Below are 16,518 nucleotides of genomic sequence, written 5' to 3'. Positions count from 1 at the left end.
ATCCTACCGGTCACAGGTGGAGTCTTCCTGCCCGGCGCGGCCCGGTGTGCGGCCCGGCACCCGTCGGCCCCTCCCACGCGGGCCGACGGATGCCCCGCGTGACGCGCGAAGGGCGCCTCCCTCAGCGGGGAGACGCCCTTCAGCGTTCAGCGGACGCCGTGCGGGTCAGTTGCCCACGCGGAAGCGCACGAAGCCGGTGATGGTGCCACCAGCGGCCTCGACGACCTTGCCGACGGACTGCTTCGGGTCCTTGGCGAACGCCTGGTCGAGCAGCACGTTCTCCTTGAAGAAGCCGTTGAGGCGGCCCTCGACGATCATCGGCAGCGCCTTCTCCGGCTTGCCCTCGCCCTTGGCGGTCTCCTCGGCGATGCGGCGCTCGTTGGCGACGACGTCCTCGGGGACCTCCTCACGGGTGAGGTAGGTCGGGGAGTAGGCGGCGATGTGCATCGCGACGTCGCGGGCGACCTCGGCGCCGGCGGCGTCGGAGGCCACGAGGACGCCCACCTGCGGCGGGAGGTCCTTGTTGGTGCGGTGCATGTAGTTGGTGACGACCTCGCCCTTGACGCGGCCGATGCGACGCACCTCGATCTTCTCGCCCATGGTGGCGGCGGCGTTGGTGAGGTTCTCACCGAACGCGGTGTCCTGCAGCTCCTCCGGGGTGGAGGCGCCGGACTCGACGGCCGCGGCCACAGCCTCATCGCCCAGTGCGACGAACTTGGCGTTCTTGGCGACGAAGTCGGTCTCGGAGTTGATCTCCACGAGGGTCCCCTCCTGGCCGCCGTCGACGTCGCGGATGTCAGCGGCGACGAGGCCCTCGGAGGCCGAGCGGCCCTCGCGCTTGGAGATGCCCTTCAGGCCCTTGATGCGGATGGCCTCGATGGCCTTCTGCTTGTCGCCCTCGGACTCGTCGAGAGCCTTCTTGACGTCGAGCATGCCCGCGCCGGTGAGCTCGCGGATCTCCTTGATGTCAGCTGCGGTGTAGTTCGCCATGGATCAGTTCTCTTCCTTCTCGGAGGACTCTGCCTTCTCGCCCTCGGCCTGCTCGGCCGCGGGTGCCTCGTCAGCCTTCGGTGCTTCCTCGGCCTTGGCCTGGTCCTGCTGGACCTCGGACTGCTTGAGCAGCTCCTGCTCCCACTCGGCGAGCGGCTCGGCGTCAACAGCGGAGACGTTCTTCTCGCCCTTGTCCTCGGACTTCGCGTGGCGCTGCTGGAGGCCAGCGGCGACGGCGTCGGCGATGACGCGGGTCAGGAGGGTGACGGCGCGGATGGCGTCGTCGTTGCCCGGGATCGGGTACTGGACCTCGTCCGGGTCGGCGTTGGTGTCGAGGATGGCGACGACCGGGATGTTGAGCTTCTGCGCCTCATCGACGGCGAGGTGCTCCTTCTTGGTGTCGACGATCCACACAGCGGAGGGTGCCTTGGCCATGTCGCGGACACCGCCGAGGGTCTTCTCCAGCTTGTCCTTCTCACGGCGCATCATGAGCAGTTCCTTCTTGGTGTAGCCGGAGCCGGCCACATCCTCGAAGTCCATCTGCTCGAGCTCCTTCAGACGGTTCACGCGCGTGGACACGGTCTGGAGGTTGGTGAGCATGCCGCCGAGCCAGCGCTGGTTCACGTAGGGCATGCCGACGCGGGTGGCCTGCTCCTGCACGGTCTCCTGCGCCTGCTTCTTGGTGCCGACGAAGAGGATGGTGCCGCCGTGGGCGACGGTCTCCTTCACGAAGTCGTAGGCCTGGTCGATGTAGGTGAGCGACTGCATCAGGTCGATGATGTAGATGCCGTTGCGCTCAGTGAAGATGAAGCGCTTCATCTTGGGGTTCCAGCGACGGGTCTGGTGACCGAAGTGGACGCCGCTCTCCAGGAGCTGGCGCATGGTAACGACTGCCATGGTCGTCTCTCTTTCTACGCTTCTGGGCCCGCGGGCGCAGAAGCGGCTCTTCTCGGTTGATTCGACGCTGCCGGTCGGCAGCGCTCGGCCTGGTGCCCGGCGCCCTGCCCGCTCCCCCGAGGATGCGGGTGAGACCGGTGGGAAGGTCGCCTGGATGGACACGCGATAGTCACCCGTCTGCGACGAGTGCCGCAGTCATGGTAGCCCACGGCCTCAGCCGCCCAACAGGGCCCGCGGGGCGATTGTGACGCACACGTGTGTGGACGTTCACCTGTCCACACCCGGGTGTTCACCGTTGCCCCGCCGTGCGGCCCGACGCACCCTCGAAGCATGTCTGCTGCACGCGCTCTCACCCTGTTCCTCACGCTCCTGCTGAGCCTTGCCGTGCCCGCTGCTCCAGCAGTCGGCGGCGAGGCCGACGGGATCTGGGCGTGGCCGCTCGGCCCCGACCACGACGTGGTCTCACTCTTCGACCGTCCGGACACCGTCTACTCCGCAGGTCACCGCGGCATCGACATCACCGCCTCCTCCCCCACCGTCACCGCGGTGGACGACGGCGTGATCGCCTTCGCCGGACCGGTGGCCGGCAAACCCGTGGTGACGGTCCGCCACGCGAACGGCCTGGTCTCCACGTATGAACCGGTTCTCACGCAGCGCCGCGCCGGGGAGGCGGTCCGACGGGGCGATGTGATCGGCGAGCTGGACGGCTCCGGCGGCTTCTCCCATTGCGGTGACGTGCCGTGCCTGCATCTGGGGGCGAAGCGGACGGGGGTGCCGCGGGAACTAGAGTACCTGGATCCGCTGCCGCTGCTGGGGGTGCGCGGCCCGAGTGTGCTGCTGCCCCGCTCCAGCGCTGAGGTCCCCGCTCACGCCGCAGCTGCCCCTCCGACGGCACCGCCGCGCGTTCCGGTCAGGCCCGCGGATGCGCCTGGTCGATGGTGGAGCGCAGCCTCTCCGCTGTGACGTGCGTGTAGATCTGCGTGGTCTGCAGGGAGGAGTGGCCGAGGATGTCCTGCACGCTGCGCAGGTCCGCTCCGCCCTCCACGAGGTGGGTGGCGGCGCTGTGCCGCAGGGTGTGCGGGCTGATGCGGCCGCCGGTGCCGGTTCTTTGGCCTGCGTCGGCGACGATGCGGCGCACTTCGCGGTCGGAGATGCGGCCGCCGCGCACGCCGAGGAACACGGCGTCGGCGGGGGTCTTCTGGCTGGCCAGTACCCGTCGGCCGTCCTCCATCCACGTAGCGAGGGCGCGCAGGGCGGGGCGGCCGACGGGGACGACGCGTTCCTTGTTGCCCTTGCCGCGCACTCGGATCGTGTTCTGGCCGCGGTCGATGCTGCGCGGGGTGAGGGCGACGAGTTCGCTGACGCGCAGACCGGTGGAGTAGAGGATCTCGAGGATCGCGGTGGCGCGCTGGGCGAGGGCGCGGTCCTGGTCGCTGATCTCGCCGTCCTCGCCGGCCGATGCCTCCGCGGGCTGGTCGAGGAGGTTCGTCATCTGCCGGGCGGTGAGCACGCTCGGCAGGTGCTGGCCTCGCTTCGGGGTGCGCAGTCGCCGGCCCGGGTCGTGGTCGGCCCGGCCGGTGTCGAGGCGCCACGCGGTGAAGGTTCGGGTGGCGGCCGCGGCGCGGGCGAGCGTGGCCTGAGCCTGGCCCTTCTCGGAGCGCTGCGCGAGCCAGTCCCGCATGGTTGCGAGCTCGACCTCTTCGCCGAGGGCGTTCGCGAAGGTGAGCAGGGAGGTGACGTCGCGGAGGTAGCCGGTGATGGTGTGGGCGGAGCGGCCGCGTTCGAGCCGCAGGTACCGCGCGAAGTCGTGGAGTTCGGCCTGCTGCGCGTCGGTCAGCTTCGGGGCGGTCATGGCCGGGCGTAGGCGGAGCCGTCGGCGCTGCGGCGCAGCCGGCCCTGGTCGATGAGGAAGCGGCGAACGGTGGCGTGATCGATGACGACGGTGCCGAGAACGGCGTTCACTTCGCCTTCGGTCCAGGAGCCGCGGGTGAAGAAGCGCTCCGCGATCCATTCCAGGAGAGCGTCGCGGGCGGCGGGCTTCACCGGCAGGGTCCGCACGAGACCGTCCTCGAACAGGGCGTTGATGTCGGGGCGCTCCAGCGGTGCCGGGCCGCGCGCCGCGATGCGCAGCGTCTGCACGCCCTGCTGAGCCGTCGCGAACGCCGTCAGGTCCAGGGCGGGTTCGCCGTCGGGGTCGGTGACGAGACCGCAGGAGGCGAGCCGCTTCAGGTGCCCGGCGAGCGCCTTCTCCCCCACCAGTGCCGCGAGATCCGCCCTGTTCGCCCCGCCCGCGAGCGCGCCGACGATCTGCAGTCGCTGCGGGTCGTTCAGCGCAGCGAGCAGCTGCGGGGCGAGGGTCGGGGCGGTGGCGGTGCGGTTCATCCCGCCAGTCTAGAGCCGCCGCCGCACCCCACTGCCCGTGAGCTCCACCAGCCCCAGCATCGCAATGCGCTGCAGAGCCGCCTGGACCGCATCCACGCCCAGGCCGCAGTCGCGAGCGGCGGCGCGGCAGGAGATGACGGAGCGCGGCGGGACCGCATCGAGCACCCGCCGGTCCGCGGCGGAGAGCAGATCCAGCTCATCGACCACGCCCGTGCCGTCACTCGCGGGTGATGAGGTCACGAGTTCGGCGAGTTCGTCGGCGTCGGTGATGAGGACGGCTCCGTTCTCCCGGGCGAGACGATGGCAGCCGGCACTGGCGGGACTGGTGACAGGCCCCGGCACCGCCGCGACGGGCCGCGACAGGTCATCAGCCCGGTTCGCAGTGGACAGGGCGCCGGAGCGCAGCGCCGCCTCCACCACCACGGTCGCGGCACTGAGCGCGGCGATGATGCGGTTGCGGGCGAGGAACCGCCACCGGGTGGGCGCGGTGAACATCGGCGCTTCGGACAGGATGAGGGCGTGCCGCTCCACGGCCCGCAGCAGGTCCTCGTTGCCGCGCGGGTAGAACCGGTCCAGGCCGCCGGCGAGGACCGCGCAGGTCAGGGACTGGCCTGCGCTGAGGGCGCCGCGGTGGGCAGCGGCGTCGATGCCGTACGCGCCGCCGGAGACCACGGTGATGCCGCGCTCCGCCGCACCAAGAGCGAGGTCCCCCGCGACCTGGGCACCGTAGGCGGTGGCGGCGCGGGCTCCGACGATCGCGACCGTCGGCCGCGCCGTCAGCAGGTCCGCGGGTGAGGCGCTGCCGCGCATCCACAGTCCGTACGGGGCGTTGACCCCGAGGTCCTCCACGGCTCCCGGCCAGGAGTCGTCCTCCGGGGTGAGGAAGCCGATGCCGGCGCGGTCCGCGTCATCGATCAGGTCCTCCAGCCGCACGGATCCGGCGCGGTCGCACCAGCGAAGGTGGGCGCGCTCCGCAATCTCCAGCGACGGGGCCCGCAGCGCCGAGCGGTCCGCGGCGTCCACCGCGATCTCATCGGCCGACGGGCTCTCGGCCGCGTGCCGGATCGCGTCATGCAGCTGGTGCACGCTCGGCTGCAGAGCGAGCTGGAGAGCCCGGGCGGGCCCGAATTCGGTGATGAGGGCGCGGGCAACGGGGTCGGTGGGTTCGGCGAGCGCGCTCCAGGCGGCGCGGGCGTCTCGGTCGTTCATCAGTGGGTCTCTCCTCGAAGCTGCAGGGCGTGGCCGACATCGGCATCCGTCGGCTGGTTGCGGTCGGCGAGGTCCGCGAGGGTCCAGGCGAGCCGGTGGACGCGGGCGCGCCCGCGCATGGTGAGGGCACCGCGGTCCACGAGGCGGCGCAGCAGGGCCTCCTCGGCGGCGGGCAGCGGCATCAGACGGGAGAGGATGCTGCTGGGCAGTTGGGCGTTCAGGTGGTACCCGGTGCCGGCGAGTCGGGCGGCCTGGCGTTCGCGGGCCGCGCGGACGCGCTGCGCGATCACGGCACTGGGTTCGGCCGGAGGTGCGGTGTCCGCGGCGATGGCGCGCACCGGTGGAACGTCGATCCGCATGTCGATGCGGTCGGCGATGGGTCCGGAGATGCGCGTGAGGTAGCGGCGCTTCGCCATCGGGGAGCAGGTGCAGGCGCCGCCCTTGCCCCAGGCCTGTCCGCACGGGCAGGGGTTCGCGGCGATGACGAGCTGGAAGCGCGCCGGGTAGGTGATGGCGCCGCGGGAACGGTGCAGCCGCACCACGCCTGATTCGAGGGGTTCGCGCAGTGCCTCCATCGCGGTGCGCTGGAACTCGGGGGCTTCGTCGAGGAACAGCACACCGCCGTGGGCGAGGGAGACGGCACCGGGCCGAGCGATCCCGGACCCGCCGCCGATGACGGACGCGGTGGAGGCCGTGTGGTGCGGGCTGATGAACGGCGGGGTGCGGCGCAGGCCCGCGGCGGCGTCGAACTCCCCGGTGAGGGACAGCACCGCCGACAGGTCCAGGGCATCGGCGGTGGCGAGCGGCGGCAGGATGCTCGGCAGGCGGGAAGCGATCATGGTCTTGCCGGCACCGGGCGGGCCGATGAGGGACAGGTGGTGGCCGCCGGCGGCGGCGACCTCCGCGGCGAGCTTCGCCTGCTCCTGCCCGTGCACATCCGCGAAGTCACCGACGGGTGCCTTGGCTGTGCGCGGCGCAGGCGCGGCATGGTCGGTGCGGTCGCTGCGGGTGCGGGTGAACGCCCCGCCGTACAGGGCGATGACGTCGGCGAGGTGCTCCGCTTCGATCACCTCGAGGTCGGGGACGAGGCGGCCCTCCGCGGCGTTCGCTGCTGGGATGACGGCGCGGGTGATGCCGGCCTCGCGCGCGGCCAGGAGGGACGGCAGCACGCCCGGCACCGGGAGGATCGCGCCGTCCAGGCTGAGCTCCCCGATGTGGAGCGTCCGAGAGCGCGGGCCGGACCGCAGTACACCGTGGGCGTCGAGCACAGCGACGGCGACGGGCAGGTCGAACCCGGAGCCGCTCTTCGGCAGCCACCCGGGCGTGAGGTTGATGATGAACTTCGACTGGCTGATCTTCGGGTGCCCGGCATGGTGGCAGGCGGCCCGTACCCGGTCCTGCGCCTGCAGGGTGGCGGTGCCGGCGAGGCCGACGATCTTCATCCCGGGCAGACCCTGAGTCTGCTGCACCTCGACATCGACCACGGTGCCGTCCAGCCCGTTCAGCGCCATCGACAGGGTGCGCGCGACGCTCATGAGCAGACGTCCTGGATGTGGTCGATGCGCGGCTCGGCGTGGACGCTGACGGCGATCGACATGACGTCGATCCGGATCGCGCTGTGCGCGGGCGCCCGGTTCATCAGGTAGTAGCCCGCCATGGTGCGCAGACGCCGCACCTTGTTCTCATCGACCGCGTGGACACCGGCGCCCACATGGGAGGGGCGGCGGGTCTTCACCTCGACGAACACGAGGGTGTCGCCGTCGGAGGCGACGATGTCGATCTCCCCGCGGCGGGTGCGGAAGTTGCGGTCGTGGATGGTCCAGCCGTCCCGCACCAAGCGGCGTACGGCGAGGTCCTCTCCGAGCCGGCCGATCTCCCGCGGGCTCATGGCGGCGATGTGGTCTCCGGTGGCGAATGCTGCGATGCTCATGCACCCCACCGTGCCCGGCCATCGGTCCGCGCGCCGCCCCGTCGGCCTCCCCGGGGACAAGTGGTGGTGTGAACGCCGCCGAGCGCCTGCTCAGCCGCCGGCTGCTACGGCAGGGAGATGTCCGGCTTCGCGAGCTCTTCGACGTTGACGTCCTTGAACGTCACCACGCGCACGGAGCGGACGAACCGCGAGGAGCGGTACACGTCCCACACCCAGGCATCCGCGAGGGTGAGCTCGTAGAACACTTCCCCGCCGGCGGAGCGGACCTGCAGGTCCACCTGGTTGGCGAGGTAGAAGCGGCGATCGGTCTCCACCACGTAGGTGAACAGGCTGACCACATCGCGGTACTCGCGATACAGCGCGAGCTCCATCTCCGCTTCGTACTCTTCGAGATCGTGTGCACTCACGCCGTCAACCCTACGCCAGCTTCCAGGTGGACCTGTGCTCCGGGTGAAGACCGTGCTCAGCGATCGCGGCGCGATGTGCGGCCGATCCGTACCCCTTGTTCGACGCCCACGCATACGCCGGCGCCGTCCGGTCCAGCGCCTCCATGAGGGAGTCCCTCTCCACCTTCGCGAGCACGCTCGCCGCGGCAGCGCTGACGCAGTCCTGATCGGCCTTCACCCGCACGAGCACGGGCACGGGGCCGAGGCCGTCGGTGACGAAGTCCAGGTTGCCGTCCAGGATGATCCCCGCGATCGGCAGCTGGGCATCCGTCTCCTCGAGGCGGCGGCCGACGGATTCCAGTGCCCGCCTCGCCGCCACGCCGAGCGCGGCGCCGATCCCGACCTCGTCGATCTCGACCGCGGCGGCGGACCCGGTCGCCCAGATCAGGTCCTCGTCCGCCCGCAGGGCGGCGCTGACGGCGGCCCGGCGCTTCGCGGTGAGCTGCTTGGAGTCGCGGATGCCGTCCGGCAGGACCTGGGCGCGGGCGGACCCGTCGGCCCGCCGGTGGACGATGAGCGCGAACGCGCCCACCAGGACGGGGCCGGCGAGGGCTCCGCGGCCCACTTCGTCCACACCGATGACGGCGGCGCGGGCCGCGTCGGGGTGGGCGGCGAACAGGTCCGCGGCGAGGCGCTCCTCGTCGACCGCGGTGGGGTCCACGACCATGTCAGGCGGCGGCAGCGAGGTCGCCGCGTCGCAGCGTCACCTGGTCGGCGCGGGCGGACGGCTCCGGCACGCCGCTGAACGACTTCTCGCCGTCGTTCAGCCATGCCCAGGAGCTGATCGGCCACATGATGACGAACGCGCGGCCCACCAGGTGGTCCTCGGGCACGAAGCCGTCGATGCCGCTGGCTTCGCGGTAGGCGGAGTCGGCGGAGCGGTAGCGGTTGTCGCCCATCACCCAGAACTTGCCCTGCGGGACGGTGACGGAGAACTCCGCCTGGCAGGCGCCCGCATCGGGACTGATGTACGGCTCCGTCAGCTCTTCGCCGTTGACCTTCACTGGCCCGTCGGTGGATTCGCACTGCACGGTGTCACCGGGCATGCCGATGACGCGCTTGACGAGGAACCGCTGCGAGGGGTCCGGCATCAGACCCACCACACTGAGGGCCTTCTGCACACCGGCGCGGGCACCTGTCGGCTCCGGGAACTCGCTGCCCACCCAGTCCGACGGGTCCTCGAACACCACCACGTCACCGCGGTTGATGTCCTTGAGGTCGTCGTGGAACTTCGAGACGAGGATCTTGTCCTGCTCCATCAGGGTGGGGCGCATCGACCCGGACGGCACGTAGAACGGCTGCACCACGAATGTTTTGATCAGCACGGCGATCAGCAGCGCGATGCCGAGCGTGAGGGCGTAGTCGAGGATGGTGCGGCCGAGGCCGCGGCGCGCTGCGCGACGGCGGCGGCCGGTCGGCGCGGGATCGGGCTCCGCAGCCGGTGGGGAAGTCTCAGGTGAGGTGCTCATCGGTCTCATCCTAGGTCGGGGGCGCCGCCGAAGCGCCCAGGGGGCAGCACGATCCAGCGCACTTCTCCGCGCACCCGCTCCACGGGCACCATGCCGCCGCCGGGGGCGCCGAGCTGGCTGCGGGAATCAGCGGAGTTCTCACGGTTGTCGCCGAGGACGAACATCCGTCCCGCCGGGACCTTCACGTGGAACTCCTGGGCCGACGGCTTCACCCCCGGCGGCAGGTAGGGTTCGTCCAGTTCGTCGCCGTTGACAGTGATGGCGCCTGACGGGCTGCAGCACTGGACCTCGTCCCCGCCGATCCCGATGACGCGCTTCGTCCAGAAGTGGGTGGACCCGTCGGCCGAGGAGAAGTAGCCGGTGCCGTCGAACACGACGACCTGGCCGCGCTCTGCGGTGCCCCGGGTGCTGCGGTCCACGAGGATGACATCGCCGCGCTGCAGGGTGGGCTGCATCGACTCGGAGGGAATGCGGAACGGTTCGGTGACGAACTGCCGCACCCCGAGCACCGCCAGGAGGGCGAGAATGACGGAAACGGCGACCACTGTCCACAGGGGCCGCCGTTCCGGACGTGACTGAGCGGTGCTCAGCTGTGGTCGCGCTTCTCGCGGATGCGGGCCTTCTTGCCGGTGAGGCCGCGCAGGTAGTACAGCTTCGCGCGGCGCACGTCACCGCGGGTCACGACCTCGATCTTGTCGATCGTCGGTGCGTGCACCGGGAACACGCGCTCCACGCCCACACCGAAGGAGACCTTGCGGACGCGGAAGGTCTCGCGGATGCCGCCGCCCTGACGAGCGAGGACGTAGCCCTGGAACACCTGGATACGAGAGCGGTTGCCCTCGACCACGCGCACGTGGACCTTGACGTTGTCGCCCGCGCGGAACGCCGGGATGTTGTCGCGCAGCTGAGCTGCATCGAGTGCATCGAGCTTCTGCATGATGTCTCTCCTACCCCTCGCCCCAGGTCGACGGGAGATGTCTTCACCCTCGCCGGCACGCGGCCGACGAGCGTCACTCACAATGAGGTGTGTGCTGGGCCTCTGGCTGCCACTCCCATGGCAACGGACCTGCCCGATCGCTCAGTGCCGACCACCCCTGAGGCAGTGGACGGCGCGATGCGCACAGTCCACGATTCTTCCACCAAAGCCCCGCGGGGGCAATGCTGCGCCCCGCCGCTGCGGTGCGAATCCCACCACGGGCCGCCGCCTGCCGCGCGCAGGGGGGCCGACGGGGTCACTCCCCCAGCAGGTCCGGCCGCCGCTCCCGGGTCCGCTGCACGGCCTGCTCGCGCCGCCACTGGGCGATGCGACCGTGATGCCCGCTCATCAGCACCTCCGGCACGTCGCGCACCTGCCCGTCCGGCGACGTCCACGATGCCGGCTTCGTGTAGATCGGGTACTCCAGCAGACCGACCGAATGGGACTCCTCCACGATCGACTCCGGGTTGCCGAGCACGCCGGGCACGAGCCGAACGATCGCTTCGGTCATCGCCAGCACCGCGACCTCGCCGCCGTTGAGGACGTAGTCGCCGAGGGAGTGCAGGCGCGTCTCGATGCCGGTGTCCCGCAGGTATTCGTAGACGCGCTCGTCAATGCCTTCATAGCGACCGCAGGCGAAAATCAGCCACTGCTCACCGCTCAGGGACTGCGCCGCGGCCTGCCGGAACGGCTCACCGGCGGGGTTCGGGAAGATCACGATCGGCTGCGCCTGATCGTCCCCCAGGGCCCGTCGGCCCGCCTCGATGACGTGGGCGAACGCCTCCGCCCACGGCTCCGGCTTCATCACCATGCCGGCGCCGCCGCCGACGGGAGTGTCGTCCACGGTGCGGTGGCGGTCGTGGGTGAAGTCCCGCAGGTTGTGCAGCTGCAGGTCGAGGGCGCCGTCACGGCGTGCCTTCCCGATGAGGGACAGGTCCAGCGGATGCAGGTACTCGGGGAAGATGGTGATGACGTCGATGCGCATGTCAGTCGCGCTCCGAGTCCGCGTTCTCCGGGTCGAACAGACCACCGGGCGGGTCGGCGACGATCCGCCCCTGCTCGAGGTCCACTTCCGGCACGAGCTCCTCCACGAACGGCAACATGACGCGCTGACCGCTGACGGCGCGGACGATGAGGACGTCCTGCGCGGGGTAGTGCTCGAGGTCGAGGACGGTGCCGAGTTCGGTGCCGTCGGCCGTCACCACCGGCAGGCCCTTCAGCTCCGACGGGTACCAGGCGTCAGGATCCTGCTCGAACTCCTCGTCCCGGTCCAGCCGCACCGTGAGGTCAGCGCCGCGGACCTGTTCGGCGGCGGTGCGGTCGCGCAGTTCAGCGAACTTCGCGTACCAGCGGCCCTGCTGGATGCGGGTGGAGGTGACGGTGAGGGTGCGCGGCAGAGCTGTCGTGTCCGCACCGATGACGCCGGCGGGGTCGAGGTCGAGCACGGCCCCGTCGGCGAGGCGGACCTCGGGGATGTCGGTGCGCAGCATGACGGCCACCTCCCCCTTGAGTCCGTGCGCCCGGCCGATGGTGCCGACGGCGACGGTGATGGTGTTCTCGCTGGGCATGGGAGTTCCTGTCTGTCAGCCGGCGAGGTCGCCGGACTCGCTGTCGGTGACGTCGCTGGCGCCGGAGAATCCGGCGGACGAGCAGGCGGAGCCGAACTGGTCCATCGCGTCCCGCAGCCCCGGGGAGTCCATGTCGCCGTCCAGAGCGGCGGTGAACGGCTTCTGGATCTCGCCGATGGCGGCGGCGACGCCCTCATCGTCCACCGCGCGCTTCTGCTGCTCGAGGTAGTCGTTGACCCGCTTCACGGTGTCCATGTCGTCAGCGCTGACGGTGCGCGGGGACAGCCCCACCACGCGGAACATCTCGGACGGCAGCACGTTCGCGGTGCTGAACACACCGAGGGTCTGCGGTTTCGTGCTCAGTTCGGAGCACACGAGCTTCGCGGACTTCTGGCCGCCCTTCGACGGGTCGGCGTCGAACGCGGCGGCCTGCGAATAGCCGGAGCAGGCGGCGGCGACACCGCGGTAAGCGTCGGCGAACGCCCCCATGTCCGCCTTCGAGCCCTTCGGGGCTTCGTCCTGGAACCAGGCCATCAGCGGTTCCACGTCGGTGCGGACGGAGTCGTCGGCGTCCTGGAACACGGTGCGCAGGGTGTCGGCGCCGGAGGCGAAGAACTGGGTGTCGCCATCGGTGGATTCGGCGACGCTGCCGGCGAGCCCGAGGATCTCGTACGCCTTCGGGGACAGGTAGTCGGGGTCGCCGAAGAAGTCGAGGCAGGCCGCCTTCGTGGCGGGGTTCTCAGCGGCGGTGCTGGACGCCGACGGGCTCTGCTGCTCGGCCGGCTTCTGCGCCTGCCCGCCGGGGCCGGTGCAGGCGGCGATGAGCAGCAGGGAACTGAGGGCCGCTGCGGTGGTGGCGGTGGTGCGGCGGAGCGTACGGGTGATGGTCACTGGTCTGCCTTCAGGTGGTGGGGATGAGCGAAGGCGGCAGCGCCCCGGAGGGTGCTGCCGCCTTGGTGCATGAGGGGCACGGTCGCTGCGGCTGGGTCACCGCTTGTCGGTGTCGACGATGTCGACACGGACGTCGTCATCGGACAGCGCCTGGGTGACCGTGCGCAGAGCGCGAGCGGTGCGACCCGAGCGGCCGATCACGCGGCCGAGGTCCTCGGGGTTGACCCGGACCTCCAGCAGCGGGCCGCGGCGCGTGTTCTTCTCCCTGACGCGGACGTCATCGGGGTTGTCCACGATGCCGCTGACCAGGTGCGACAGTGCCTCAGCGCGAGCGGTCATGCTCAGGCCTCGTCCGACGCCTCAGCGGAGGCGTCCTCAGCCGGAGCGTCCTCGGAGCCCTCAGCGGCCTCGGCTTCGGCGGCGACCTTCTCAGCCTCTGCCTTCTCCTTGGCCTTCTTCGCCTCGTCGCGCTTCTCAGCTGCCTGCTTGTCAGCGGCGGCGATGCGCTCCTCAGCGGACTCCTTCTCGGCCTTGGTCTTCAGGGTGCCCTCGGCGCCCTCCTCGCCCTTGAACTTGGCCCAGTCGCCGGTCGCGCGCAGGATGGCTGCGACCTGGTCGGAGGTCTGGGCGCCGACGCCCAGCCAGTACTGTGCACGCTCGGAGTCGACCTCGATCAGCGAGGGCTCCTCGGTGGGACGGTAGACACCGATCTCCTCGATGACGGCGCCGTCGCGCTTCTTGCGCGAATCGACGACGACGACGCGGTAGTGGGGTGCATGGACCTTGCCCATGCGCTTCAGACGAATCTTGACGGCCACGCGGCTGTCTCTCCTTCTTGACGGTGGGTGAATTCGGCGCACCCTGTGGGGTCATGCGGGGCGCACGTCCTTCGGCTGGACGCATCGGCGGCAGGTAGAGGGCTGCCGGCGACACATACAGCAGATGATTATGCCAGGATTCACCGCACCCGGCCAGGGCGATCCCATGTGCCGGTCCGCACAGTCGCATCCTGCCCACCGGCCCCACCATCGACCCCATGCTCCTCTCCGGACTGCTGTCCCTGCGGCGCGGCAGCGCACGGGGACGGCCGGTGGAGCTTCGGTCTCGGCGCGATTGCTGCGAGCATCCTGTGGTTCACGGCGCTCGGCTACGGGGCGCGCCTGCTCGACGTCCTCGTGGGCGTGACGATGCTGGTCATCGCGCTCACACTGATCCTGCGCTGATGCGGATCCTGCGCTGACGGCCTCAGCCGCCGACGACCTCCCCGCGCAGCATGATCGCGTCCAGATCGCGCAGCGCTCGGTGGTCGCGGCGCGGATCCTCCGCGGTCACGATGAGGTTCGCCGGCGCGCCCTCCACCAGCCCGGGCTTGCGGAGGAACTCGTGCGGCGCGAACACAGCCGCATCCAGGATCTGCTCGGCGCTGAGGCCGCACTTGGCGATCTCGTCGAGCTCGTCGTGGATGATGCCGTGGCCGAGCACGCCGCCGCTGTCCGTGCCGCTCAGCAGCTGCACGCCCGCGTCGACGGCGTCGCACGTCCGCTCGAAGCGCTCCCCCCGCAGGCGGCGCATGTGCGCGGCGTACTGCGGGAACTTCCGCTCCCCCTGGTCGGCGTAGTCGGTGAACCGGTCCACGTTCACCAGGGTCGTCACCACGGGGATACCGGCCTCGGCGACCGCGGGGATCGTCTCGTCGGTGAGGCCGGTGGCGTGCTCCAGGCAGTCGAAGCCGGCCTGCAGCATCAGCGGGATGGTCTCCTCATCGAACGTGTGCGCGGTGATGCGGGCACCGGCGGCGTGGGCGGCATCCGCGGCGGCGCGGAAGTCATCCGCGGACCAGCAGGGGGCGAGGTCGCCCTTGTCGCGGTCGATCCAGTCGCCGACGATCTTCACCCAGCCGTCGGAGCGCTCCGCCTGCGTCGTCACCGCGGCCGGCAGGTCCTGGGGGTCGACCTCGTCGGCATAGCCGATGAGGTAGCGGCGGGTGCGGGCCACGTGGCGGCCGCAGCGCACCAGATCGGGCATCAGGTGCCCTGCCTCGCCGGGCGCGGTGGCCTGCAGCGGGGAGTTGTCGATGATGGATCCGGCGTCGCGGATCAGGAGGACACCGGTGTCGCGGTTGCGGCGCATCTGCTCGCGCGCCGTCTCCAGGGTGGTGCCCTCACCGCTGTCGTTGATGCCGATGTGGCAGTGCAGGTCCGCCAGGCCCGGCAGCGCGTATCCGGCCAGGCGCCGGGTGGGGGCGGAACCCGTCGGCCGCTCGAACGTGATCCGGCCGCCCACCACCCACGCCTGGGGGGCCTCCTCACCGGCGGCGGTGAGGATGGGCCCGCTCAGATGGAGCACCTCCGCGGCTGTCACTTGCCGAACATCTTCCGCATCTCAGGGGGCAGGGAGTTCAGCTGCTTCGGATCGAGGCTGGACAGGTCCGGCATCTCGCCGCCGCCCTGACCGCCGAGGCCGAAGGCGGACCCGGCGGGCTGGTTCGCCTGCTTCTGCGCCCACGCCTTCTCCTGGGCGGCGCGCTTCGCCGGGTTGCCGGACTTCGACTTCCGCTTCTTCTGCTGCGGTTGCTGGCGGCCCTTGGACTTCTTGCCGAAGCCCATCCCGGGTCCGCCCGGCATGCCGCCGCCGGCCATCCCCTGGCCCATGGAGCCCATCATCTTCTGCGCCTGCTTGAAGCGCTCCAGCAGCTGGTTCACTTCGGTGACGGTCACACCGGAGCCGGCGGCGATGCGGGCCCGACGGGACCCGTTGATCTGCTTGGGGTTCGCGCGTTCGAACGGGGTCATCGACTGGATGATCGCTTCGATGCGGTTCAGCTGGGAGTCGTCGAACTGGTCGATCTGCTCCTTGTACTGGCGCATGTTCGGCAGCATGCCGAGCATCTTCTTCATCGACCCCATCTTCTTCATCTGCGCCATCAGGCCCAGATAGTCGTTGAAGTCGAAGTCCTCACCCTTGGTGAGCTTGGACGCCATCTGCTCGGTCTGCTTCTGATCGAACGACCTCTCCGCCTGCTCGATGAGGGAGAGCATGTCGCCCATGTCGAGGATGCGGTTGGCCATGCGGTCCGGGTGGAACCGTTCGAAGTCGCCGAGGGCCTCACCGGTGGAGGCGAACAGGATCGGGCGCTCGGTGACGCCGGTGATGGAGAGGGCGGCACCGCCGCGAGCGTCGCCGTCGAGCTTGGAGAGGACCACGCCGGTGAAGCCGACGCCGTCGCGGAACGATTCGGCGACGCGGGCGGCGTCCTGACCGATCATCGCGTCGACCACGAACAGGGTGTCGTCGGGGTTGACGGCGTCGCGGATGTCGCGGGCCTGCTGCATCATCTCCTCGTCCACACCGAGGCGACCCGCGGTGTCGACGATGACGATGTCGTGGTGCTTGTCGCGGGCGATGGCGACACCGTTGCGCGCCACCTGCACCGGGTCGCCCACACCGTTGCCGGGCTGCGGGGCGTACACGGCGACGCCGGCACGGCGACCCACGATCTGCAGCTGGTTGACGGCGTTGGGGCGCTGCAGGTCGGATGCGATCAGCATCGGCGTGTGGCCCTGCTCCTTGAACCACTTCGCGAGCTTGCCGGCGAGGGTGGTCTTACCGGCGCCCTGGAGGCCGGCGAGCATGATGACGGTGGGCGGGTTCTTCGCCAGGCGCAGCTCACCGGTGGCGCCGCCGAGGACTTCGATGAGCTCCTCGTGGACGATCTTGACGACCTGCTGGGCGGGGTTGAGAGCCTTGGAGACCTCTTCAA

The 16,518-nt window shown here is 70.5% G+C and carries 20 protein-coding genes; 1 reads left to right on the top strand and 19 read right to left on the bottom strand.

Translation table 11 applies throughout. From position 1 onward, the window contains the following. Positions 1-165: 165 nt before the first annotated feature. Positions 166-990, bottom strand: a complete 825-nt coding sequence (tsf, locus tag FHX50_RS00100) for a translation elongation factor Ts (RefSeq protein WP_183373455.1) — start codon at positions 988-990, stop codon at positions 166-168. Between the two features lie 3 nt (positions 991-993). Then, positions 994-1,887 carry a 30S ribosomal protein S2 gene (gene rpsB / locus FHX50_RS00095; RefSeq protein ID WP_183373454.1) on the bottom strand — a complete coding sequence of 298 codons (894 nt, stop codon included), beginning with the start codon at positions 1,885-1,887 and terminating at the stop codon, positions 994-996. A gap of 330 nt (positions 1,888-2,217) precedes the next feature. Here rpsB and FHX50_RS00090 point away from each other — a divergent pair, with 330 nt between their 5' ends. Further along, positions 2,218-2,850 carry a M23 family metallopeptidase gene (locus tag FHX50_RS00090; protein ID WP_183373453.1) on the top strand — a complete coding sequence of 211 codons (633 nt, stop codon included), beginning with the start codon at positions 2,218-2,220 and terminating at the stop codon, positions 2,848-2,850. Here FHX50_RS00090 and FHX50_RS00085 read toward each other — a convergent pair. The 17 genes from FHX50_RS00085 to ffh all read right to left on the bottom strand — a co-directional run. Continuing rightward, positions 2,798-3,739, bottom strand: coding sequence for a tyrosine recombinase XerC (locus FHX50_RS00085; RefSeq protein ID WP_183373452.1), 942 nt, complete (start codon positions 3,737-3,739; stop codon positions 2,798-2,800). The genes FHX50_RS00090 and FHX50_RS00085 overlap by 53 nt on opposite strands. Then, complete coding sequence (locus tag FHX50_RS00080) at positions 3,736-4,269, bottom strand: DUF2087 domain-containing protein (RefSeq protein WP_183373451.1); 534 nt, start codon at positions 4,267-4,269, stop codon at positions 3,736-3,738. Before FHX50_RS00080 ends, FHX50_RS00085 begins: the two co-directional genes overlap by 4 nt. Positions 4,270-4,278: 9 nt before the next feature. Further along, positions 4,279-5,478: a DNA-processing protein DprA gene (gene dprA, locus FHX50_RS00075; RefSeq protein WP_183373450.1), complete on the bottom strand. Its 1,200-nt coding sequence runs from the start codon at positions 5,476-5,478 to the stop codon at positions 4,279-4,281. Then, positions 5,478-7,013 carry a YifB family Mg chelatase-like AAA ATPase gene (locus FHX50_RS00070; RefSeq protein WP_183373449.1) on the bottom strand — a complete coding sequence of 512 codons (1,536 nt, stop codon included), beginning with the start codon at positions 7,011-7,013 and terminating at the stop codon, positions 5,478-5,480. The genes dprA and FHX50_RS00070 overlap by 1 nt, the downstream gene beginning before the upstream one ends. Then, on the bottom strand, positions 7,010-7,408 hold the full coding sequence (locus FHX50_RS00065; protein WP_239376328.1) for a YraN family protein: 399 nt from the start codon (positions 7,406-7,408) through the stop codon (positions 7,010-7,012). Before FHX50_RS00065 ends, FHX50_RS00070 begins: the two co-directional genes overlap by 4 nt. A 104-nt stretch (positions 7,409-7,512) precedes the next feature. Beyond that, positions 7,513-7,815 (bottom strand): DUF2469 domain-containing protein, encoded by a 303-nt coding sequence (locus FHX50_RS11950; RefSeq protein ID WP_183373448.1) that lies wholly within the window; start codon positions 7,813-7,815, stop codon positions 7,513-7,515. Positions 7,816-7,825: 10 nt separating this feature from the next. Continuing rightward, positions 7,826-8,521 (bottom strand): ribonuclease HII, encoded by a 696-nt coding sequence (locus tag FHX50_RS00055; protein ID WP_183373447.1) that lies wholly within the window; start codon positions 8,519-8,521, stop codon positions 7,826-7,828. A 1-nt stretch (position 8,522) separates the two neighbouring features. Next, complete coding sequence (lepB, locus tag FHX50_RS00050; protein ID WP_183373446.1) at positions 8,523-9,323, bottom strand: signal peptidase I; 801 nt, start codon at positions 9,321-9,323, stop codon at positions 8,523-8,525. Positions 9,324-9,328: 5 nt separating this feature from the next. Then, complete coding sequence (lepB, locus tag FHX50_RS00045) at positions 9,329-9,868, bottom strand: signal peptidase I (protein ID WP_311199377.1); 540 nt, start codon at positions 9,866-9,868, stop codon at positions 9,329-9,331. A gap of 41 nt (positions 9,869-9,909) precedes the next feature. Beyond that, positions 9,910-10,260 (bottom strand): 50S ribosomal protein L19, encoded by a 351-nt coding sequence (rplS, locus tag FHX50_RS00040; RefSeq protein ID WP_183373445.1) that lies wholly within the window; start codon positions 10,258-10,260, stop codon positions 9,910-9,912. A gap of 295 nt (positions 10,261-10,555) precedes the next feature. Further along, complete coding sequence (gene trmD, locus FHX50_RS00035; RefSeq protein WP_183373444.1) at positions 10,556-11,284, bottom strand: tRNA (guanosine(37)-N1)-methyltransferase TrmD; 729 nt, start codon at positions 11,282-11,284, stop codon at positions 10,556-10,558. A gap of 1 nt (position 11,285) precedes the next feature. Next, complete coding sequence (gene rimM / locus FHX50_RS00030) at positions 11,286-11,867, bottom strand: ribosome maturation factor RimM (protein ID WP_183373443.1); 582 nt, start codon at positions 11,865-11,867, stop codon at positions 11,286-11,288. Positions 11,868-11,882: 15 nt separating this feature from the next. Continuing rightward, positions 11,883-12,758, bottom strand: coding sequence for a hypothetical protein (locus FHX50_RS00025; protein ID WP_183373442.1), 876 nt, complete (start codon positions 12,756-12,758; stop codon positions 11,883-11,885). 96 nt (positions 12,759-12,854) lie between these two features. Next, a complete protein-coding gene (locus FHX50_RS00020; protein WP_183373441.1) occupies positions 12,855-13,097 on the bottom strand; it encodes an RNA-binding protein in 243 nt (80 codons plus the stop codon). Positions 13,098-13,099: 2 nt separating this feature from the next. After that, positions 13,100-13,576: a 30S ribosomal protein S16 gene (gene rpsP, locus FHX50_RS00015; protein ID WP_183373440.1), complete on the bottom strand. Its 477-nt coding sequence runs from the start codon at positions 13,574-13,576 to the stop codon at positions 13,100-13,102. A 427-nt stretch (positions 13,577-14,003) separates the two neighbouring features. After that, positions 14,004-15,119: an amidohydrolase family protein gene (locus FHX50_RS00010; protein ID WP_343064013.1), complete on the bottom strand. Its 1,116-nt coding sequence runs from the start codon at positions 15,117-15,119 to the stop codon at positions 14,004-14,006. After that, on the bottom strand, positions 15,116-16,518 hold a 1,403-nt coding region (ffh, locus tag FHX50_RS00005), incomplete at its 5' end, for a signal recognition particle protein (RefSeq protein WP_183373439.1). The genes ffh and FHX50_RS00010, both read right to left, overlap by 4 nt.

It is taken from the genome of Helcobacillus massiliensis, from assembly GCF_014191425.1.
GTDB lineage: Bacteria > Actinomycetota > Actinomycetes > Actinomycetales > Dermabacteraceae > Helcobacillus > Helcobacillus massiliensis.
Note: the sequence above shows the minus strand (reverse complement) of the source record. Positions and strands in the feature narration are given on the sequence as shown.